The following is a 21700-nucleotide window of genomic DNA, read 5'->3' on the forward strand; positions in this document are numbered from 1 at the left end:
GAAATAATTCACGATCTTTCACATTAGGTTAAGCAGACAAAAAAAGACCCCTGAAAAACACAGGGGTCTTTTTTTATAGCAATGGGTATCTATTACGGCAGTTTAAAGTCTTTACCCGCATACTGAATATTAGCAGCATCAGAACATCTCGGCGGCGAGACAGCATGCACGCCCCCGCATTTCGGGCACTTGCCTACAAATGTTTTAAGTATAAAAGGCTCACCGCATCCCTGGCACTTTGTCTTAAGCCCGCCGCCCTGGAGCAGCTGGTCCTTTATAGCTCCGCCATGCGCCTTTGAAACAAACTCCACAAGCTCCCTGCCTTCAGCAAAAGGCCCTCCCCCCCCACTACCGCAACCACATCCGCATCCTTCTCCCATATCAATGCCTCCTGTTATTTATCATCTTAAGATTCTTAATTGTGTCTTTATTAATTATAACAATAATGGCTGGTGAGATATGTATGATTTAAATCATACTGGTTGTATAAAAGAAACCCCTCTGTGTCTCCCCTTGGTAAGGGGAGAATTAAATCCCCTCCTTGGCAAGGAGGGGTAGGGGAGGTTTATGCATATATGAAAAGCCTTTCCTTGACAACTATCAGCGAATAATAATATATTTGCGCATTGATTTGAGAGAATATGAATAATAATTCTGGTTTAATGGGTTGATGAGTGGTATGGGATTTATGGGGAAATGTGAATTAAAAAAGAGACAAAAAGAGTAAGGGTATTAATAATATCATGTTATCAATAACTCGTGTAGACATTGTAATTGATGATTAACTCTTAAAGTCAATCGCTGTCAGATGCCGCAATGGGTTTTTATGGTGTCGGCTACATAGCGCGCTAGCGCTTGGTAGGTATGAAATCGGCGGACATGTTCATGGGCCGCATGGCCCATCTCTACCAGACGGGCTTTATCCTGAAGAGCCTTTAGGACAACATGGGCTAAGTGGTCATTCTCGCAACCGTAGTATAGGGCATGCTGGCCATCGACCAGAGGGGCGTAACGCCGAATGGTCGGATAGTTGATCACCGGTACCGAACCCGCCATAGTGGCCTCGTAATGTCGATAGCAATCCCAGCCGCCCCCTTCAGGAGACCATACCAGATAGGATTGCGCACATTTTTGCAAGAAAAGTTCTCTGGGGATTGGTTTTTCCGGGTGATAGATGCGCAAACCTTGCTCTTTTAAAAGCTGGATAATGGGCAAACCAGCATTACGAACGGTCATGGGTGGGTGGATCATACCAGCAAAAAAGAGATCATACTTTTTTTCACTGCCAACTAGGTGATCAGGTAAAGCTTCAGGGTCGATCCCAACCGAGATAGGCCGTAATTTATCAATGGCTCCCCTGTTCTTTAAAAAGTGATAGCTGGCAATACTGGTTCGGCGCAGGGTGTGGATGTTAATAAAACCATTGATCACATTTTGCGGCAATTCTCGTTTAAAATAGAGATCGCAGCTAAGGAGTAAATCGGTATCCTCAACGGTAAAAGCGGGACTGTCCGAAAGATTAATGGCCACGATGGCCGGCCCCCCCCCCGGATTCGGTTTATTGTTCTTGATCAACCTTTGCCAAATAAAAGCATTGGGCCACTTGATGTTGGCCCATTGTCGGCTGATGTATCCTTTGTCGCTGAATGTTCCTATATGGCCTATGATGATGGCATCATAGACACCAGCGGAAATTTTGCTCCATAGTGCTTGACTTGATCTATGGGAAAACTTTTGCTGCGAACTTTTTGAAGCATCAAAAAATTCCAGCTCTGCCCCCTGCAAAGCCATTAGAAAGCCAGCATTGTTTTTACTTAATTCGTCAATGATCAGGAGTTTCACCTATTTTTACCTCTCCGACAGTATGTTTGTTCCCTTACTTCCTGTAAATTTCTGAACAAATACAGATAAAGCACTTCATCCCTGTATGTCCGGTTAAACCGTTCAATGGATGCATTCTGATTCGGCTTGCCAGGCTGTATGTATCTTATCTTCATACCGTTTGCTTCTGCTTAACTTATAAACTCACCGCTTAAAAACTCAGGGCCGTTGTCACAGCGCATCTCATCCGGCAGTCCACTGCTGTCCCGCAGTCTTTCAAATACCCGGATCAGTCTCTTTCCGGTTATCGATGTATCTATCTCTATGGCTAATATGTCTTTATTCGTTTGGGAATGTCAAGAATAAACTTGTATTTTATGAAGCGTTTGGAAGGTGAACGATTCCAGACAAGCCGGAATGACCAGGCAGGTAACAACATTTATTGTAAAATCTCCCCTTGCCCCTCTTTGCCTAAGAGGGTTAAGAGAGCCACTTAACCCGTTTTTCTTAATTTCTTACTTCTCTCCTCCAAATCCGATTATCTTTTTACTCTTCGTCTCAGGCGGTGTCATCATCTGGCGGATGGCATCAAAAACGATCTTGAATTGATGGTCATACTTTTTTTCCATCTCCTCGATCTTCTGTCTCAACTCCTTATGGGTTGCTAACATTTCACGCAGTTTGGTGAATGTTCTCATTATCTGGATATTTGCATGGATAGCTCTTTTGCTGTTTAAAATACCTGAGAGCATCGCAACGCCATTTTCTGTAAAGACGTATGGAAGATATTTGCTGTGTTGGCCTTGCTTTAAGGTGTCAAATTGGCACCTTAAAAGCTCAGAGTATTCCTCTTTTGTTAATTGAAACATGAAATCATCAGGGAATCGTTTTATATTTCTTTTTAATATGATAAAGAGAAAAGAGACCCCTCTGTGTCTCCCCTTGTAAAGGGGAGAATTATATCCCCTCTTTACCAAGGAGGGGTAGGGGAGGTTATCTTTTGATATTTTCAATAATAAACTCAATTACTCCATCAACATTTTCATATACTTCTCTATTAGTAAATCGAAGAAATTCTATGCCGTATGATTCGATAATTATTTGTCTCTCTTTATCGCAAATATCTGCTCCATCTGTAAAGTGAGAATCACCATCAACCTCTATGGCTAATTTTAGTTCCGGTGAATAAAAATCAATTACAAATTTGTTAACACTATATTGACGTCTGAATTTGTATCCGCATAGGCTTTTATTCTTAAGTTTAGACCATAGTATGATTTCAGCCTTAGGCATATTTTTTCTCAGTTGCCTTCGTTTTTCCTTTTCGGTGTGTTTATTAAATGCCTTTGTCATAACTATTTTGTATTTCTTTTTAATATGGTGAGGAGTAAAAGTACCCCTCTATATCTCCCCTTGGTAAGGGGAGAATGTAATCCCCTCTTTACCAAGGAGGGGTAGGGGAGGTTAATGATAATGATTTATAACAGTTTGAATTTTCAAGATAAGAAATTAACCAGAGAGAAAAGTAAAACTATCTGAATCCCATTCCAATAATCTATTATATAAAGAGAATCATCCATGATAAATTTCAATTCTCAACAACAAAACAGCAAACTCTACTCCACGGCAGCGGCGCTGGCGCTCTTTACGATCTTCTACAACATCATTGAAGGCATCGTCTCCGTCAGCTTCGGCATTGAGGATGGCAGCATGTCTCTCTTCGGGTTTGGTGTGGATTCATTTGTCGAGGTGGTCTCGGGTATTGGCATATGGCATATGGTGCGGAGGATCAGAAATAACGGTACAGAGAAACTCGATCATTTCGAAGAGAGCGCGCTCAGGATCACAGGAGGCGGGTTCTATGTCCTGACCATCGGGCTTTCGATCACCGCTGCTGTCAATCTTTATCAGGGGCATAAACCGGATACAGCTTTCTGGGGCATTGTGGTTTCCCTTGTCTCCATTGCAGCGATGTGGCTGTTGATACACTTTAAGATGAAGGTCGGTAAGCAGCTCAATTCCGATGCCATTCTCTCAGACGCAGCCTGCACACGCGCATGTCTGCGGCTCTCCATCGTGCTTCTGATCGCAAGCGCGGGGTATGAACTGACACATATCGGCTGGATAGATTCAGCCGGGACGTTCGTGATAGCGTGGCTCTGTTATCAGGAAGGGAAGGAAGCGTTCGGAAAAGCAAAGGCGAAAAGTTTAGCGTGCGGGTGCGGATGTAAGGCGAAGGAAATGTGATAAATGTTATGCCTTATATATTCTTACCCCGGGTATCTGTTCAAAATGCTTGTCGAGGGTAAAGACAGAGAGGTTATGCTCTATGGCAATGGATGCGATAAATATGTCTGACTGCGGCAGATTCAACCCTTTCCTTTTTAATAAGGCGGAAAGTTCAGCAGCTTTTTTCCAATGAGGCTGTGTCATTTCCATATACTTCATATCTGACAGGGCTTCAAGGATCAATGCTTTTTCATCTCCTGACCTTACTCCCTGCAGCAATTCAAAGAGTATCACTCCGCAGGTCCATATGGAGTTTTTAATTATAAGCGACTCAAGTTTCTTGCCTGTTAAGGATTCCAGTTTGAAGAACTCTATCCATACGCTTGTGTCAGCTAATATGCCTTTATTTTTTTCTTCCATGGAGTTTCTCCCGTTCTTTCTGCGCTTTCATCTCGAGTTCTTCTTCCTTCTGCCAATCATAATCAATCTGTACTTTCCCTCTTAGAGCTATCAGTTTTTTAATTTTGTTCTGCCGGACAAATTCCTTCATGGCTGCTGTTATAGCCTTTGTCTTGGACTTCTCGCCGGACAGCTTCTGAACTTCAGAAACGAGGTCGTCGGGTATGTTTAATGTTGCACGCATATTATGCACCTCCTTGATATGCATTAATTGTATGCGTGTTTTTAGTGAAAAGTCAAACAGATGATAATTGTCCCGCCTTTCATGGCTATAATTAAAAACCATAATGGTTTGAATTTTCAAGATAAGGAATTAACCACAGAGGAAAGCGGAAGAGCAATAAAATCTACAAATTCTTTATGAAATGTTTATATTCAGCAGGCGGGTCTAAAATTTCAGAGCCTATCATATATATAAGCCCGACACTTTTATCTGAAGATATATTCACCCATTTGATATCGCACTTCAGGGTTGTCTCATTTGACGGGCTGGTTTGAAATCTTAATCCGAGTATTGTATTGGGAAGGATGCCGTCCACCCTTTCTTCAGGGGCTAATATTATATTTAAGCCTATGCCTTCGTATGAAACATTATTTATAAAAGCATCATGGCTGTTATCGCCTACGTTAAGCTTGACCCTGATATGTACCTGTTTTCTTTCTGAACGCCTTTTTTCCATGAAGTATTATAGCAGATGATATTTCATTGTTAACAGGGACAGTAAGCACTCAGCCGTGCATCGCCTCATCAACCACTTCAACGATATGTTTGATCTTGATATCGCTGCCTGTCTCCCTCTTCATATCTTCAAGCTGCATGACACAGCCGGGGCATGATGTTACTACAGTACCGGCATGGGTGTTGTTTATGTTCTCAAACTTCTTTCTTCCGATAGACCTTGAGAGGTCTTTGTAATTCATGCTGAAGAAACCCCCGAATCCGCAGCATTCATCAGCATTCTTCATCTCAACAAACGCAACCCCTTTAATGCTTTTGAGTATCTCGCGCGGTTCTCTGGTCATCTTCATCCCGTACCGGGCATGGCATGGGTCATGGTATGTCACAATTTCGTGCGGCAGCTTCAGTCCCTGAGTTATATTATTTTTTATAAAGAACTCGTTCACATCCATTATATTTGGAATTGTGTCGCCTGCAAGTTCAGGGTATTCTGACCTGATGGTATTTGTACATGTAGGGCACATGCTGATCACAGCTTCAGCCCTTGTCATCTTAAAGGTATCAATATTCTTCCTTGCCGCAGCCCTTGCCTCATCCTCAAGCCCGGCTCCTCTCATGGGCGCGCCGCAGCATACCTCTCCCTTGAATACTATGACCTCGTATCTCTTTGTGAGGAGTATATTTACAAGCGCATCACCGAGATGTGGGTATAGATAATTGATCTGGCAGCCTGTGAAGATCGCAACTCTCCCTATCTTTTTTGTATTTTTATAGACCTGTATTCCGCTTTTGAATGGGTGTGAAGTGATGGCAGGCATGTAGCGCAGCTTTCCTGACTTGTAGAGCGGACGGTAGAGTATCTTTTGCAGTCCGCTTAAGATAGAAAAAACAGTGTCCATTCTTGAGGCTGAATACCGCATTGCTTTACTCAGCAGGCTGCCTTTGCGGTATGAATCCTTAAGAAGGGTTCTTCCATGGTATATCATCTCAGGGATATTGATGCCTAACGGGCAGAGGCCCTTGCACGCGCCGCAGAGTATGCAGTTGAATATTCTGTCAGCCATTCCTCTGCTCGGGGCAAGCCTTTCTGAACACAGCTCTCCGAGCATCGCGACCCTGCCTCTTGCGCCCATGGATTCGTTCAGGGAAGAAAGATATGTAGGGCAGAGTGATTTACACGTGCCGCATTTTACGCACCTGGAGAGCTCGCTGCAGTATTTAGCCTCATTCATTTCTTGTCTGAACCCTGTATCTTAAGATGCTCATTAAATCCGCCGCTCTTAAAACCCCGGAGGTCAAGCGTTACATGTTTATACCCGAGGGCCTTGAGGTACGCGTTGATCTTTTCTCTGACAGACGCGTCAAAGAGTATATGAAATTCTTCGGGAAGAACCTCAATCCTGGCGATATCGCCATGGTCTCTCACCCTCAGCTCTTTCAGTTTAAATGTCTTTAAATAAGATTCAGCGCGGCCGACACGCTCGAGCGCTTCAGATGTGATCTTCTGCCCATAAGGGAATCGTGATGAGAGGCAGGGAGATGATGGTTTGTCCCATGTCCTTAAGCCGAGGCTTTTTGACAGGTCTCTTATCTCATCTTTGCCAAGGCCGGCTTCTGATAAAGGGCTTATTACATTCAGTTCCTTTGCCGCACGGCTTCCGGGCCTCCAGTCTTTCATGTCATCAATGTTGCTGCCGTCAAGTATGTAAGAAATTCCTTCTTCAACTGCGATCTCTCTCAGCTTTGTGAAGAGCTCTTTTTTGCAGTAATAGCATCTGTCGGGCGGATTGTTTGAGTAGTTTTCATCGTGCAGTTCATCTGTCGTGATGATCCTGTGAGGGATATTTAATTCAGCGGTGATCTCTTTTGCGAAAGAGAGCTCTTCTTCAGGAAGGCTTTGGGAGACCGCGGTCACCGCAAGTATCTCTTTAAGCCCTGAGATAGAGGCTGCCTTGAGTAAGAATGTACTGTCAACACCGCCTGAAAAAGCTATGATGACCCGTTCCATGTTCTTCAGGTTTTGCTTTAATATGTTGAGCTTCTCACTGGTCTTCATCTGACGGTATCCGCAACAACTCCTTAAGGCAGGATATATATTATTATGACAGGTTCAGCCGGGGATTTGCCAAAGACTTTACATTATAACCAGTTCGTAGTATTCCTGATGATAATTTTTATCGGCTTTGACTATTATCTTGAGATTGTTCTCTTTTTCAATATTTTCAATCCCCTCTCTCTCTTCCTCGTATATAAGGTCCACGACAAGAGGGTGGGCAGTGATAACGACCTTTCCGTTTCTTTTTGTGGATCCTATCTTTCTTATCTCCCTGAATATCTCGTAGCATACGGTGGTTGGAGATTTAACAAAGCCTTTGCCTTCGCAATATGAACATGTCTGCGCCAGCACCCTGCCGAGGCTCTCTCTTACCCTCTTTCTTGTCATCTCGATAAGACCGAACTCTGATACCTGCAGCACAGTGCATTTTGCCCTGTCTTTGTTCACTGCTTCCTGAAAGACGTTGAAGAGCTTCTCTTTGTTCTCATCTTTTTCCATATCAATAAAATCAATAATTACTATGCCGCCCAGATTCCTGAGCCTTATCTGATACGCGATCTCCTTTACAGCCTCGAGGTTTGTCTTGAGAACGGTATCTTCAAGCGATGCCTTGCCGACATACTTTCCGGTATTGACATCAATTGATATCAGCGCCTCTGTCTGGTCGATAACTATGTATCCCCCGGACTTGAGCCAGACACGCCTTCCCAAAGCCTTTGGTATCTCAAGCTCTATGCCGTAGGCGTCGAATATAGGCTCAGGCCCTTCGTAAAGATGAACGTTGCTTATTAATTTCGGAAAATAATTTTTAATGAAATCAACTATCTTGTCATACTCTTCTTCAGAGTCGATGATAAGCTGGTCTACTTCGAGTCCAAGGAGGTCCCTTACACTTCTTAGTCCCAGGTCCAGGTCGCTGTAGATCAGGCGGGACGCATCAGGGTTGCCCATCTTGCTCTGGATGTTCTTCCACAGAAGCATAAGGAATGCGATATCCTTTTCAATATCTTCTTCAGTGCATCCCTCGCTCGCAGTCCTTACTATGAAGCCGAAGTTGTCAGGTTTGAGCCTGGTAATTATCTTCAGGAGCCTGTCCCTCTCGTCTTCATCCATGATCCTTCTTGAGATGCCGATGTGCTCGACACCCGGCATCAATACGAGGTGCCTGCCGGGCAGAGTGATGTAGGAGGTGACCCTTGCACCCTTGGTTCCTATGAGGTCTTTTGAGACCTGCACAAAGATATCCTGTCCCTCCTGAAGCATGTCCTCTATTGGAAGGTTGACAGGTATCGGCTCATCCAGGTCTTCACTGAAGATCGAGTTGTCATAAGATGAATAAACATCAGCAGCATGAAGGAACGCGGCCTTCTCAAGGCCTATATCAACAAAAGCTGACTGCATCCCCGGAAGTATCTTTACGATCTTTCCTTTATATACATTGCCGACCAGGCTGGCATCCTTCTTTCTCTCTATATAGAGCTCCAGCAGCTGGTTGTCAGTCTCCAGAAGCCCCACTCGGGTCTCTTCAGGAGTTACGTTCATTATTATTTTTCCGGGCATATTGTTAATCCTTTAAAGGTTCTTTCCACTCACCGTTATCAAGGCCGTATACATTTGTCCGGCTTATCGACAGCGAGTATAATTCCTCAGCCGGCTTTTTGAGCAACTCTTTTAATATCTCCCATAGCCTGACTTTTATTCTACCATCATCTTTAAGAGTTAGGTAGAGCCTGCCATTATTTACTTCAGCCTGCTCAACCAAAGGCCTGATATCTACATCGCCTTTCTCTCTTGAAACAGGAACAGAAGCCGACTGCATAAAGGAATTTATATGTTTTTCAGCATTATTGTCAATAGAAATTTCATATTTGTAACGGCATATGAAATCATCCAGCGCCCTGGCCTTTAACTGGACCATTTCAGCAGCTGACACTTTCAGCCCCTCAGGCAGCTCAATGTTTATCCGGTTCAGGAAATCCGCAGGATTCATTATATTAGACAGTTCAATGTCAAAATACTCATTGAACCCCTCAACGCCAGCAGACAGCGCAGGCCCGAATGAGAGCTTCGGGTGAGGGTGGAAACCTGATGAATAACCCACAGCCAGCCTTGCCCTTCTTGCAGCCCTCAGTATAGCTGTCATAACCTCACTATGGGAAAGATAGCGCATTATTCCGGTCTTTGAATATCTGGCCCGTATCTTTGACGGCGGCAGGTTCTTGTTGATGGTTTGAGTCATTGGAAGCATATCTGTTTGAGCGGGACTGCATTCCGTTATATTCTTTTTGCTTACGCATTTCAGCCCGCATCCGGTGCATACATCGGTGCAGTCAGGGGTCACTATGCCTTCAAGCGCTTTGTTATATTCAGACCTCAGGAAGTCAGTGGTCACTCCGGTGTCTATGAATTCCCAAGGCAATCTCTTATCCAGGCAGAATGTCCTGCAAGCATAACTCTCAAGGTTCATGCCTGACTTTTCTGCTGCCTTTGTCCATTTATTAAAGTCGAACATCTCTGACCAGCCGTCAAACCGGCATCCTGACCTCCATGCATCTTCCAGAAGGATCGCGCTCTGAGCATCTCCTCTTGCAAAGACAGACTCTAAAAGCGTCACTTCAACATGCTGGCCTTTGTAGTTCATGCCTCTTTTCCTGAGGACATTTCTCAGCAGGTCCTGTTTAGCGCGAAGTTCAACAGAAGGGCTCTGGCCATGCCACTGGAACGGTGTATGCGGTTTCGGCACGAACGCGGATATGCCGACATTTATATTCACCCGTTTCCCCGTGATCTTTCTGCCCTTTGTCAGGGCTATCTTTGCCATATCTATTATTCCGTCTAGATCAGCCCGCGTCTCTGTTGGAAGGCCGATCATGAAATAGAGTTTGATACTTTGCCATCCTTCAGAAAAGAGTATCTCCAGCGTCTCGTTATACTCTTCTTCTGTGAAGTCCTTATTGATGATGTCGCGCAGCCTCTTGGTCCCTGCCTCCGGCGCCATGGTGAATCCGCTTTTTCTCACATTATTTACTTCTTTAAGAAGATCCCGGGTTATCGCGCCTACTCTGAGCGATGGAAGGGCAACTGATATGTGGGAACCTGAGCAGGCGCTGTTAATAGACTTTATCAGAGGCAGAAGGCTGCTGTAATCGCCTGTGCTTAATGATGAGAAAGATAACTCCTCATGCCCGGTCTTTGAGAGTGAGTTCAGCGCAATGGAGAGAAGATTCTCCTTGGACCTTTCACGAAGAGGCCTGTAGATCATGCCTGCCTGGCAGAACCTGCATCCTTTAGTGCATCCCCTTGATATCTCGATCGCGACCCTGTCATGCACAGGTGCGGCATAAGGCACAAGCGGGGCATCAGAGAACGGCGCATCATCAAGGTTTTGGACTATCCGTTTCCTGATAATGTCCTTTTGTGTATCATGAATGGAAGGCACGTATATCCCCTCTATTTTTGAGAGTGCAGCCAGCAGTTCAGTTTTGTTTTTTATCTTTGAGCATGTCTCGATGATCTCAAGGATGACCTCTTCTCCGTCACCTATCACAAAGGCATCGATGAACGGGGCCAGAGGCAGCGGGTTCATCGCGCATGGGCCGCCTGCAATTACAAGAGGATAGCTGTCGTTCCTGTCTTTAGAACGGACGGGGATGCCTCCAAGGTCAAGCATATTCAGGATGTTCGTATAAGAGAGTTCGTACTGAAGTGTAAAGCCGATGATGCTGAAATCTTTAAGCGGCCTCCCGAATTCCAGCGATGTAAGCGGCAGCCTCTCTTTTCTCAGGTGTGCCTCAAGGTCTGTCCACGGGGCAAATACCCTTTCCGCAGAAGTCTCAGGGATGCTGTTTATTATCGAGTAGAGTATCTTCAGTCCCAGATGAGACATCCCGATTTCATAAGTATCAGGAAAGCACAAAGCAACCTTAATATCGGCCTCTTTGCGGATAATATTTATCTCATTGCCAATGTATTGACTGGGTCTCTGAAAAGAAGCAAGATTCATAGCCTGTTATTATTTCATAGGGCTGTCTTTAATGCAATTATTGGAGTCGGACTTCCATAGATCGGTTCTGATATAATAAAAACACCCAAAACTTTTAACTTTCAATTTTTCATGGAGGGGATATGAGATTTTTCAAGGCAGGAATTTTAGTATTGATGCTTACGGCTGTTTTCACTTTTCATGTGAATGCTGCTGAGACAAAAAACGCTAAGTTTACAAAAGAGGAGATCAAGAAGATGTCAACGACAAAAGCTGTTTTAGATACCAAGTTCGGGAAGATAGAGATAAAGTTCTTTCCTGATGTCGCGCCTAACCATGTAAAGAACTTCATTGATCTCGCAAAGAAGGGTTTTTATAACGGCACGACGTTCCACCGCGTAATTCCGGGCTTCATGATACAGGGCGGAGACCCAAGCGGAAACGGCACCGGCGGGCCGGGATATTCAGTTAAGGCTGAGTTCAATGATAAGTCCCACAAGCGCGGGATAGTTTCAATGGCAAGGTCTTCAGATCCTAACAGCGCTGGTTCCCAGTTCTTCATCTGTGTCGCTGATTCCAAATTCCTTGATAAGCAGTACACGGTATTCGGCGAGGTTGTATCAGGCATGGATGCTGTGGATAAGATAGTGAGCCAGCCTCGCAACGCCAATGATAAGCCGAACGAAAAGATCGAGATGAAGGTTAGTGTCGTTGAATAGCGGAAAAGTTTGATTGTGATTTCATTTTGTTTGTCATACCCGCGAAAGCGGGTATCCAGGAAATATTACAAACACTGGATTCCCGATTAACAGACCTCGGGAATGACATCTTAAAGTGGAGTTTATTAATGGACCTTATTTATTGCGGGCTGTGACAAAGAACAATTGATATGTCGCTGTGCATTCCCCGTGATTTTGTTTGAACCAATCGTCCATTGTTCTGAGCATAGACTTGTTAAGGCTTAAAGAAGGCCGGCCGCCGGTGGCGCCGGTCTTTTTTATATGCCTGAGAAGCTCAAGAGTTGAGGCATATTTGCGTGTTAAATTGACCTCCTCTAAAACCACTCTTTCAAAGATGTCATGCAGCATTGACAGCAGCTTTTCTTCCTGAGAGAAGCTGTGCGCCGGAAGTGTTATAGGTCTGCCGTAAATATGGTCAAGAGCGTTGGAAAGTTCATGAAAGGTTTGAGGGCCGAAGACAGAAAAAAGAAAAATTCCATGAGGCGAGAGCAGCTTTTTGATATTGATGAGAGAGTTGTTTATATCAGTAAACCACTGCAGCGCCGCGTTTGAGGTTATCAGGCCATACATTTTATCGGTCTCATTGAGCAGTTTCTCCGCGTCTCTACAGATGAAGTTCACATGAGAGTTTCCAAAGAGCTTTGTCTTTGCTATCTCTATCATTGCCGGAGAGAAATCAACTGAGGTTATGGAGGCTTTTGGGAATCTTTCTGAAAGCTGTATCGTATAATTTCCGGTAGCACCGCCTACTTCAAGAATTGATGTCGGATCAATATTTTCAAGCAGAAGCATAAGCCTCGCAGCTGACTCTTTCTGGATATCCGCATGGGCGTCATATGTTTTTGCCGCCTGAGAAAATGCCGACTCTATTTTATCTTTTTGCAGTATCATTTTGTGGTATTGTAATTATAGTCTTTCAGCGTTGGATTAGACCAGATTTGCTGCAGAAAGGATCTTTCTTGTGACTAAAATAATTATTGTGTCAGGCTGGGCGTCTCCAAAAGAGTCATTGCAAAAACTTTCTGATGCATGTTCATTATTCTCTAATGTCCTGACCATATCAATACATGATCTCCATTCAGGTTATGCTACGGGCCTTATGGATATCATCAACGATGCAGGCGGAAACTGTCTGCTGGCAGGCTGGTCAACAGGCGGGATGGCAGTTCTTGAGGCTGCTGTTCATTGCCAAGATAAGATAGACGGCATGGTCCTGATCAGCACAACTTCCCGGTTCTCTTCAAGCGCGGATTATGATATCGGGACTTCACCTTCAGTTTTACGCGCCATGATCAGCGGAATTAAAAAGGATGCAAGGACAACGCTCACCAATTTCCTGATAAATACTCACAAGCCTTTTATGGAAGATACTGCTTTAGTCCGGAAGGAAGCGGATGCGTCTTGTCTGATAGGAAATGAAGGATTGATTAAAGGGCTTCGATATCTTAAGGATACAGACCTTCGTAATTTACTTAAGAACATTAAGATCCCTTCTTTAGTGATTCACGGCAAAGAAGATTCCATAATCCCTTGGCAGGCAGGCAGGTTTCTGGCAGAAAGGCTTCCTAACGCTTCATTTAAACTAATTGAAGGCGCCGGGCATGACCTGCCGATACGGTTTTCAGGGTCAATTGCGGAAGAGGTCCGAAGATTTACAAAAATGATATAACTCTGCTATCTGCTTTCGCGAAAAATTGACATTTTTTTATTTTTTAAATTATATATATGGTTGTGTTTTTAAATTCATCTTTAATTGAGCGAGGTAACTCTAATGACTAAACAGACAATGGAATTCAGGACAGAGACAAAGCAGATACTTGATCTGATGATTCACTCTCTATACTCGCATAAGGAGGTCTTTCTCAGGGAGCTTATCTCCAACGCGTCTGACGCTATCGACAAGGCGAGTTATGAATCCCTGACGAATAAGAACATCCTTGAAGATGATAAGGAGTGGAAGATAAAGATATCCGCTGACAAGGCTGCCGGGACTCTGACCATAAGCGACAACGGCATCGGCATGACAAAGGAAGAGGCTATTGAGGAGATAGGCACCATCGCCCACTCCGGCACCAGGGAGTTCCTTGCAGCGATACAGAGCAAGGAGGTCAGGGACAACCCCGAACTTATCGGGCAGTTCGGCGTGGGGTTTTATGCGTCATATATGGTTGCGGACAGGGTTACCGTACTTTCGAGAAAGGCAGGACATGATAAGGCCACAGGTGTAAGGTGGGAATCTGCTGCTGACGGGACTTTTACAGTTGAGGATGCGGCAAAAGAGAAGAAGGGCACGGATGTGATCCTGCATCTCAAAGAAGAAGAGAAGATGTATCTTGATGAGTGGACCATACGGGAGACTGTCAAGAAATACTCTGACTTCATTGAACACCCTGTAGTTATGGATGTTGAGCATGAAGAAGAGAGCTCGATCGTGAAGGGTGATAAGATAAAGATAAAAGAGGAAGAGAAGCTCAATTCCCAGAAGGCGATATGGCTTAAGCCGAAATCAGATGTCTCTGCCGAAGAATACAATGAATTCTACAAGCACATAGCGCATGATTTTTCTGACCCTGCAAAGGTGATACACTTCAGGGCTGAGGGGAATTATGAATTTGCAGCGCTTCTCTATATCCCGGCAAAGAGGCCGTTGGATATTTTATACAAGGAGTACAAGATAGGCCTATCCCTCTATGTCAAGAGGGTGAAGATCATGGATTATTGTGAGGAACTGATCCCCCCTTATCTGAGATTTGTAAAAGGCGTCGTTGACTCTTCAGACCTGCCGCTGAATGTTTCAAGAGAGATGCTTCAGAACAACCGGCAGATCGATATCATAAAAAATAACCTTACCAAGAAGATACTCGATACCCTCGCTGAGATGAAGAACAATGATTATGACGAGTACCTTAAGTTTCATTATGACTTTGGAAGGGTGCTTAAAGAGGGTATTCACTTTGACTTTCAAAGAAGAGAGGCGATCGCTGAGCTGCTTCTCTTCCAGTCCACCAAGGCCGAAGGCGACAAGCTCAGGACCATCCAGGACTATGTTAAGGATATGAAAGAGGGTCAGGGTGAGATATTTTACATAACAGCTGCGTCACTTGATGATGCTCTTAATTCCCCTTATCTTGAGGTATTTAAGGAGAAAGATTACGAGGTCCTCATAATGCTGGATGATATTGATGATATCGTAATGAGTTCTCTTGAGTATAAAGGGAAGAAGCTGAAGTCAGTGATCAAAGGCGATGTGACGCTGGACAGTAACAATAAAGAGGAAAAAGAGAAGGCTGGGAAGAAGTATAAGGCACTCCTTGACCTTATAAAAGACCGGCTTAAGGATGATGTGAAGGATGTGCGGCTTTCCGGAAGGCTCAGGGATTCGGTATGCTGCCTTGTGGCGGATGAAGGGGAGATGGACGCGCAGGTCGAGAAGCTTTTGAGACAGATGGGCCAGGATGTGCCCAGAAATCTTAGGATACTTGAGGTAAACCCGTCACATCCTATCCTGCATTCCATGAACGGCATGTTTGAAAAAGACAAGAACAGCCCGATACTGCAGGAGTACGTAGACCTTCTTTATAATCAGGCGCTTCTGCTTGAGGGTTCCAAGCCAAAGGATTCTGCCGCTTTTGCAAAGGCCATAGCAAAACTCATGGTTGAGAATGTCGGGCATAATGACAATTAGAGGTATCTTTATTTACATGAGAATTTCATCTATATGACAATACAGATCCATAAAGAGTGTCTCTCAGAGGCAGGCTGGAAGGTGTTGCTCAGCCTCAAGGATATAATCAAAAAATATCATGGGACTATGGCAGGCGGCACCGCTCTGGCATTGCAGGTCGGGCACAGGATCTCCGGCAACCTGGATTTTTATACAGATACTTTCTTCAGTATGGAATCCCTCATCTCAGATATTAAAAGGACCGGTCGGCCTTTTAATATCATTTCCGAGGAAGACGGGTATCTCTTTGCTGAAGTGGATGGCATAAGGTTCTCTCTGTTTGAATATGATTACCCGTTTATTCAGGAGTCGTTATCTGTTGAGGATATTAATATCGCAGGTGTTCTGGATATAGTCACTATGAAGCTTATGGCTGTAAGCCAGAACGGCACCAAAGGGGATTTTGTAGATATATATTTTGTCCTCAAGAGCATTCCTTTTCAGGATGTTGCCAAGCATATGATAAAACGCTTTGGAAAAGAGATGGTGAACGCCATTGATATAGGCCATTCGCTTGTTGATTTTTCAAGTGCGGATTTTAATCCTGAACCTGTGTACATGAAAGGTCAGAAAGTCAGCTGGGATGAGGTTAAGGGCTTTCTTAAGCGGGAATCAAAACAGTTTTCTTCTGATCTGGAAAGAGTGCTTGCCGGCAGCAAATAACTTCCATTTTTCCATAATCTCCCCATTTGATTTACAATAATAGGTATAGACCATAAGAGACTACATCAGGAGGGTATTATGAAAAGAACGTTTTTATTAATAGCGCTGCTCTTTAGTTTTGTTTCCACAGGCAATGCCGAGGTTTTAGATGTCTTTCATTTTTCAGGGAATGAATGGGTAAGATGGGATGTCCCTTCAAAATATGGTTTTATAGGCGGTTTCATTGCCGGAGGGGCGTATGTCGCAATAAGCAGTCAGGCTGACATGATCAATAAGGACATGAAAAATGAAGAAGTATCCACAAAAAAGCCGGGAGAGAAGAAGGATGAGATAACTTCACTTATAATGTATCTTCAGGATGATAATGAGAAGGATATGACCCGCTTCTTTATCAAAGGGATAGCAAGCGATAAGCTTGTTGCCGGGCTGGATGAGTTATATATCAATTCGCATCATCGCAGTATCAAGGTGGTAGATGCCATATATCTTGTCAGAAAGAAGATAGAGGGGGTTTCTTCCGATGAGATAAATGCAACTCTTGAGTATCTTATCTCCGGGAAAGATATTAAAAAATTGCATTTCACAGACAAGAACGGTAAATTCCAGGCTGTGACATTTCCTTGATCAGTTTTATGGTCAACTTTGAGATTGGAAGGTTTATTCGGTAAAGGTGAATAAGATAAATATTTTTAGAGACAGGTTTTTTTTAGCGCATCTTGTAGTCCTTAATTTTATATTGCTTATGTTTGCAGGGGTCTCTGATGCCGCGTTAAATACTGCCATTGAAGGCAACACTATTGCTGCTACAGAAAGCCGGGATGCCGGGATACAATTTGATATCGGGCTGAGCTATGCCAGGATAGGAAAGTATAGTGAAGCAGTAGAAGCTTACAAGGAGGCGGTCAGGCTTAAACCTGATTTTGCTGAGGCCTATTTTAATCTCGGCATTAACTACAGTAACCTGGAGTTGTACAGGGAGGCGGTCGATGCTTATAAAGAGGCGATTAAGCTCAAGCCCGATTTTGTAGAAGCATATATCAATCTTGGCTGGAACTACGGAACACTTGGTATGCATAAGAATGCTGTGTCAGCTTATGAAAAGGTACTGCAATTAAGCCCTGATAATGTTGAAATTTATTATGACCTCGGCTTTAACTATGCCAGGCTGATGAGATTTGAAGAAGCGGTTGAGGCTTATGAGAAGTTTATAAATTTCAGGCCTGATAATGCCGAGGCATATTATAATCTTGGGATCGCTTATATAGCCCTGCATGACAATGGCTCTGCTAATGAGATATATGAAAAGCTTAAGTTGTTAGATGGCCATGCGGCTCAGGAGCTTTGGGATCTGATAAAGAAATAATGGCATGAGAGTCCCTTTAGTTAAAGAGCATGGCGCATGGTTTGTTTTTATATTTTCCTGCGCTGCAGGAATTCTGGCCGGCCAGTCGATCAGTTGGGATGAAACATTATTTAATATAATTCTTACCTCAGCAGGGATTGCTCTGCTTATTAACTCCAAGGCTTCACTTGCTCCTCTTGTCAAAGGCAGGCGTATGGACAAAACTGCTCTGGCATGGACGGTCTTATTTTTTACTTCAGGCTTGCTTCTTCTGTTGCCGTTTTTAGAAAAAGGACTGCCGCATTTCAATGTCTTTTTCCTTCTTATTATTCTTTATCTTTTTTTCATTGGTGTTAATAAGGAGCATCTTCTTATTGCTGAACTTTCAGGTTTTTCTTTGCTTACCATATCGGCTCCTATCATATATTTTATGGCAACTGGAGTCTTATCATTAAAACTTTATCTTGCAGTGTTCCTCTTTTTTGGTGCCGGAGTATTCAAGGTAAGAATGAGGATAAAAAAGACGGCCTTCTTCAGAGCTGTAATGGTCACCTACTGTTCCTCTGTTTTGATCTTTTATTATTACAGTGATATATCCTGCATGATACTGCTTCCTTTGGTAGAAAACATTACAAATGCCATCTGGTTCAGAGATGAGCGATTGAAGGTCACAGGGAATGTCGAGCTTGTAAAAGGCGTTATGTTTTTAACACTTTTATATCTTTTTTATATATAATAAACCCCCACATCTTCAGGTACTTAAGTTTTTATCTCTCAACCTGTTGACAAAAAAAGTATTAATTGATATTCTGTATAGTCTTACAACTGGTTTATCAAAAGCAGTGTTTGAAGGGTAAAACGGAGGAAACGTGCCGACAATACAACAACTGGTAAAAAATGGCAGGAAGAAAGTGGTAAAGAAGGCCAAGGGTCCGGCTCTGATGGAATGTCCTCAGAGAAGGGGGGTCTGCACTAGAGTCTATACCACAACTCCAAAGAAGCCGAACTCAGCTCTTAGAAAAGTTGCAAGGTTAAGACTTACCAATAAAATGGAAGTGACTGCTTATATCCCAGGAGTCGGCCACAATCTTCAGGAGCACTCAATCGTCCTGATCAGAGGCGGCAGGGTAAAGGATCTTCCCGGTGTCAGATATCATATTGTAAGAGGCACGCTGGACACTCTTGGAGTTACTGAACGCAGACAGGGACGCTCGAAGTATGGAGCAAAAAGACCAAAATAATTACCAAAGGTAAAAAACAATGCCAAGAAGAAAAGTAGCAGATAAAAGAGAGATCCTACCGGATCCGATACATAACAGCAAGATAGTGAGCAAGTTCATCAACTCGCTCATGAAAGAAGGGAAGAAGTCTGTGGCAGAAAAGATCTGCTACGGCGCTCTTGATATCATCAAGGAAAAGACAGGGAACGACCCGTTAAAGGTCTTCAAGTCAGCACTTGATAATGTGAAGCCTGCAGTAGAGGTTAAATCCAGGCGTGTTGGCGGAGCTACTTATCAGGTGCCTACTGACATAATGCCGGATAGACGTCAGGCCTTGGCATACAGGTGGATAATTGGTTTCGCTGCAAAACGCCCCGGAAAGACTATGAGAGAAAAATTGGCTGCAGAATTAATGGATGCGGCAAATAATACTGGATCTTCTATTAAGAAGAGGGAAGACACTCACAAGATGGCTGAGGCCAACAAGGCTTTTGCTCATTACAGATGGTAGGTTATGGAAGCGGTTATGACATCGATATCATTAGATAAGACAAGAAACATCGGGATAATGGCGCATATTGATGCCGGCAAGACCACTACGACCGAGCGCATACTTTATTATACTGGTGTGACATATAAGATAGGAGAGGTCCATGAGGGTACAGCTGTTATGGACTGGATGGTTCAGGAACAGGAGAGGGGCATAACGATAACTTCTGCTGCAACAACCTGCTTCTGGAATGATCACAGAATCAATATAATTGATACACCGGGACATGTTGACTTCACCATTGAAGTGGAACGTGCTCTCAGGGTTTTGGACGGAGCAGTTGCTGTCTTTGATGCTGTTTCAGGAGTTGAACCACAATCTGAGACAGTATGGCGCCAGGCAGAGAAGTACAAGGTCCCCAGAATAGCGTTCATCAATAAGATGGACAGGGTAGGCGCTGATTTCTTTATGAGTGTCAATTCCATGATCAGCAGGCTGGGAGCTAATCCTGTTATCTTCCAGATGCCTATCGGAAGTGAGGATCAATACAAGGGTTCTGTTGACCTCGTAAAAATGAAGGCATATATATATGATGCTGAAGATCTTGGAGCTACATATCGCGAATGTGATATACCCGATGATTTAATTCCAATGGCTATTCAATGCAGGGAGAAGATGATCGAGGCTCTTGCTGATGTTGATAATGAGATAATGGAGAAGTTCCTGGCAGGGGAAGATGTCGATAGCGCCCTTTTGATGAAAGCTCTGAGAAAAGGCACCAATGACTTAAAGATTACCCCGGTAATTTGCGGCACAGCATTTAAAAATAAAGGGGTTCAGCAGCTTCTTGATGCAATTGTAGACTTCCTGCCTTCTCCTTTAGATGTCCCGCCAATAATGGGAATCGACCCTAATACGGACGCTGAGTTAGTTAGGAGACCTGATGACAGCGAACCGTTCTCTGCTCTTGCATTTAAGATAATGACCGACCCGTTTGTAGGACAGCTTACTTTCTTAAGGGTTTATTCCGGTGTTTTAGAGACCGGATCATACGTTTATAACTCTTCGAAAGATGTGAAAGAGCGTATAGGCAGGCTTGTTAAGATGCATGCAAATAAGAGGGAAGATATTAAGGATGTACATGCAGGTGATATAGTTGCGGCAGTAGGATTAAAGAGTACCTTGACAGGTGACACTCTTTGTTCCGAGGACCATCCCGTGATCCTTGAAAAAATGGAATTTCCCGCTCCTGTCATATCTGTTGCAATCGAGCCGAAGACAAAGGCGGATCAGCAGAAGCTTTCTATCGCTCTTGGAAAACTTGCACAGGAAGACCCTTCATTTAAGGTCTCTTTTGATGAAGAGACCGCCCAGACGATTATTTCAGGTATGGGTGAACTTCATCTTGAGATAATAGTTGACAGGCTTATCAGGGAATTCAAGGTAGGAGCAAATATCGGAAAGCCTCAGGTAGCTTACAGGGAGACGATAAAAAAGAAAACAAAGGCAGAAGGCAAATTCATAAGGCAGTCCGGAGGCCGCGGTCAATACGGCCATGTTGTTATAGATATGGAACCGCTTGAGCCGGGCGGTGGGTTTGAGTTCGTTAATAAGGTAGTCGGCGGTTCAATACCGAGAGAATATATATCTGCTGTTGAAAAGGGAGTCAAAGAGGCACTTGAGAACGGGGTGATGGCAAGTTTCCCTGTTGTGGATGTTAAGGTGACGCTCATTGACGGCTCGTATCATGAGGTTGACTCATCTGAAATGGCATTTAAGATCGCAGGGTCAATGGCATTCAAGAGCGGAGCAAAAAATGCATCTCCAGCCTTGCTTGAGCCTATAATGGTCATAGAGGTAGTAACACCTGAAGAGTATATGGGGGATGTTATCGGCGATCTGAATTCAAGGCGCGGGAAGATACAGAGCATGCAGCAGAGGGGACCGGTTCAGGTAATAACTTGCCTTGCTCCTCTTTCTTCAATGTTTGGTTATGCTACCGATTTGAGGTCTAGCTCTCAGGGCCGTGCTAATTATACGATGCAGTTTGAACACTACGAAGAAGTCCCAAAAAATATTTCAGAAGATATAATCTCCAAGGCCAAAGGGGAATAAAGGAGGGGATTTATGGCAAAGGCGAAATTTGACAGAGGAAAGCCGCACGTTAACGTAGGAACAATAGGGCATGTTGACCATGGGAAGACCACATTAACGGCAGCTATAACAAAATATCTGGCATTCAGCGGCGGAGCAGTATACCGTGCATATGATTCGATAGACAACGCCCCTGAAGAG

The 21700-nt window shown here is 43.9% G+C and carries 24 protein-coding genes and 1 pseudogene; 12 read left to right on the forward strand and 13 right to left on the reverse strand.

What is annotated here, in order from left to right; genetic code table 11:
• Positions 1-92 precede the first annotated feature (92 nt).
• The 5 genes and pseudogenes from Q7U10_11035 to Q7U10_11055 all read right to left on the reverse strand — a co-directional run bounded on the left by Q7U10_11035 (position 93) and on the right by Q7U10_11055 (position 3174).
• A complete protein-coding gene (locus tag Q7U10_11035; protein MDO8283135.1) occupies positions 93-380 on the reverse strand; it encodes a hypothetical protein in 288 nt (95 codons plus the stop codon).
• A 424-nt stretch (positions 381-804) separates the two neighbouring features.
• Positions 805-1842 (reverse strand): glycosyltransferase, encoded by a 1038-nt coding sequence (locus Q7U10_11040; protein ID MDO8283136.1) that lies wholly within the window; start codon positions 1840-1842, stop codon positions 805-807.
• A 20-nt stretch (positions 1843-1862) separates the two neighbouring features.
• Positions 1863-2165: pseudogene (locus Q7U10_11045) on the reverse strand (integrase core domain-containing protein).
• Positions 2166-2336: 171 nt separating this feature from the next.
• Positions 2337-2729 (reverse strand): ORF6N domain-containing protein, encoded by a 393-nt coding sequence (locus tag Q7U10_11050; protein MDO8283137.1) that lies wholly within the window; start codon positions 2727-2729, stop codon positions 2337-2339.
• Between the two features lie 85 nt (positions 2730-2814).
• Positions 2815-3174: an endonuclease domain-containing protein gene (locus tag Q7U10_11055; protein MDO8283138.1), complete on the reverse strand. Its 360-nt coding sequence runs from the start codon at positions 3172-3174 to the stop codon at positions 2815-2817.
• Between the two features lie 225 nt (positions 3175-3399).
• On the opposite strand from Q7U10_11055, the gene Q7U10_11060 reads away from it, so the two are divergent.
• Complete coding sequence (locus Q7U10_11060) at positions 3400-4068, forward strand: cation transporter (protein MDO8283139.1); 669 nt, start codon at positions 3400-3402, stop codon at positions 4066-4068.
• 6 nt (positions 4069-4074) lie between these two features.
• Here the strand turns inward: Q7U10_11060 and Q7U10_11065 are convergent, their stop codons facing one another.
• From Q7U10_11065 to Q7U10_11095, 7 genes are all read right to left on the reverse strand, one after another.
• Positions 4075-4470, reverse strand: coding sequence for a PIN domain-containing protein (locus Q7U10_11065; GenBank protein MDO8283140.1), 396 nt, complete (start codon positions 4468-4470; stop codon positions 4075-4077).
• On the reverse strand, positions 4454-4693 hold the full coding sequence (locus tag Q7U10_11070) for a type II toxin-antitoxin system VapB family antitoxin (protein MDO8283141.1): 240 nt from the start codon (positions 4691-4693) through the stop codon (positions 4454-4456). The genes Q7U10_11065 and Q7U10_11070 overlap by 17 nt, the downstream gene beginning before the upstream one ends.
• A gap of 163 nt (positions 4694-4856) precedes the next feature.
• Entirely contained in the window at positions 4857-5189 is a 333-nt protein-coding gene (locus Q7U10_11075) for a PilZ domain-containing protein (GenBank protein MDO8283142.1), read from the reverse strand.
• 49 nt (positions 5190-5238) lie between these two features.
• On the reverse strand, positions 5239-6420 hold the full coding sequence (locus Q7U10_11080; GenBank protein ID MDO8283143.1) for a (Fe-S)-binding protein: 1182 nt from the start codon (positions 6418-6420) through the stop codon (positions 5239-5241).
• Positions 6417-7244, reverse strand: coding sequence for an ATP-dependent sacrificial sulfur transferase LarE (larE, locus tag Q7U10_11085; protein ID MDO8283144.1), 828 nt, complete (start codon positions 7242-7244; stop codon positions 6417-6419). Before larE ends, Q7U10_11080 begins: the two co-directional genes overlap by 4 nt.
• 78 nt (positions 7245-7322) lie before the next feature.
• The gene (locus Q7U10_11090) at positions 7323-8804 is read right to left on the reverse strand and encodes an Rne/Rng family ribonuclease (protein ID MDO8283145.1); all 1482 of its coding nucleotides are present in this window, start codon (positions 8802-8804) and stop codon (positions 7323-7325) included.
• A gap of 4 nt (positions 8805-8808) precedes the next feature.
• The gene (locus Q7U10_11095; protein ID MDO8283146.1) at positions 8809-11247 is read right to left on the reverse strand and encodes a TIGR03960 family B12-binding radical SAM protein; all 2439 of its coding nucleotides are present in this window, start codon (positions 11245-11247) and stop codon (positions 8809-8811) included.
• Positions 11248-11369: 122 nt separating this feature from the next.
• Between Q7U10_11095 and Q7U10_11100 the strand changes: the two genes are divergently transcribed.
• A complete protein-coding gene (locus tag Q7U10_11100) occupies positions 11370-11945 on the forward strand; it encodes a peptidylprolyl isomerase (GenBank protein ID MDO8283147.1) in 576 nt (191 codons plus the stop codon).
• Positions 11946-12080: 135 nt separating this feature from the next.
• Here Q7U10_11100 and bioC read toward each other — a convergent pair whose 3' ends face one another.
• On the reverse strand, positions 12081-12857 hold the full coding sequence (gene bioC / locus Q7U10_11105; protein ID MDO8283148.1) for a malonyl-ACP O-methyltransferase BioC: 777 nt from the start codon (positions 12855-12857) through the stop codon (positions 12081-12083).
• Between the two features lie 70 nt (positions 12858-12927).
• On the opposite strand from bioC, the gene Q7U10_11110 reads away from it, so the two are divergent.
• From Q7U10_11110 to Q7U10_11155, 10 genes are all read left to right on the forward strand, one after another.
• Positions 12928-13635: an alpha/beta hydrolase gene (locus tag Q7U10_11110; GenBank protein ID MDO8283149.1), complete on the forward strand. Its 708-nt coding sequence runs from the start codon at positions 12928-12930 to the stop codon at positions 13633-13635.
• Positions 13636-13737: 102 nt separating this feature from the next.
• Positions 13738-15651 (forward strand): molecular chaperone HtpG, encoded by a 1914-nt coding sequence (gene htpG, locus Q7U10_11115; GenBank protein MDO8283150.1) that lies wholly within the window; start codon positions 13738-13740, stop codon positions 15649-15651.
• A 33-nt stretch (positions 15652-15684) separates the two neighbouring features.
• On the forward strand, positions 15685-16353 hold the full coding sequence (locus Q7U10_11120; protein MDO8283151.1) for a hypothetical protein: 669 nt from the start codon (positions 15685-15687) through the stop codon (positions 16351-16353).
• A gap of 78 nt (positions 16354-16431) precedes the next feature.
• Positions 16432-16977 carry a hypothetical protein gene (locus Q7U10_11125; protein MDO8283152.1) on the forward strand — a complete coding sequence of 182 codons (546 nt, stop codon included), beginning with the start codon at positions 16432-16434 and terminating at the stop codon, positions 16975-16977.
• Between the two features lie 46 nt (positions 16978-17023).
• The gene (locus Q7U10_11130) at positions 17024-17716 is read left to right on the forward strand and encodes a tetratricopeptide repeat protein (GenBank protein MDO8283153.1); all 693 of its coding nucleotides are present in this window, start codon (positions 17024-17026) and stop codon (positions 17714-17716) included.
• Positions 17717-17720: 4 nt separating this feature from the next.
• Entirely contained in the window at positions 17721-18431 is a 711-nt protein-coding gene (locus Q7U10_11135) for a YwiC-like family protein (protein MDO8283154.1), read from the forward strand.
• Between the two features lie 133 nt (positions 18432-18564).
• Positions 18565-18936: a 30S ribosomal protein S12 gene (gene rpsL / locus Q7U10_11140; protein MDO8283155.1), complete on the forward strand. Its 372-nt coding sequence runs from the start codon at positions 18565-18567 to the stop codon at positions 18934-18936.
• A 19-nt stretch (positions 18937-18955) separates the two neighbouring features.
• A complete protein-coding gene (gene rpsG, locus Q7U10_11145) occupies positions 18956-19426 on the forward strand; it encodes a 30S ribosomal protein S7 (protein MDO8283156.1) in 471 nt (156 codons plus the stop codon).
• A 15-nt stretch (positions 19427-19441) separates the two neighbouring features.
• Entirely contained in the window at positions 19442-21520 is a 2079-nt protein-coding gene (gene fusA / locus Q7U10_11150) for an elongation factor G (protein MDO8283157.1), read from the forward strand.
• 12 nt (positions 21521-21532) lie between these two features.
• Positions 21533-21700, forward strand: a 168-nt coding sequence (locus tag Q7U10_11155) for a GTP-binding protein (protein MDO8283158.1), incomplete at its 3' end; no start/stop codon positions are given.

The sequence above is a fragment of the Thermodesulfovibrionia bacterium genome (assembly GCA_030646035.1).
Lineage (GTDB): Bacteria > Nitrospirota > Thermodesulfovibrionia > UBA6902 > UBA6902 > JACQZG01.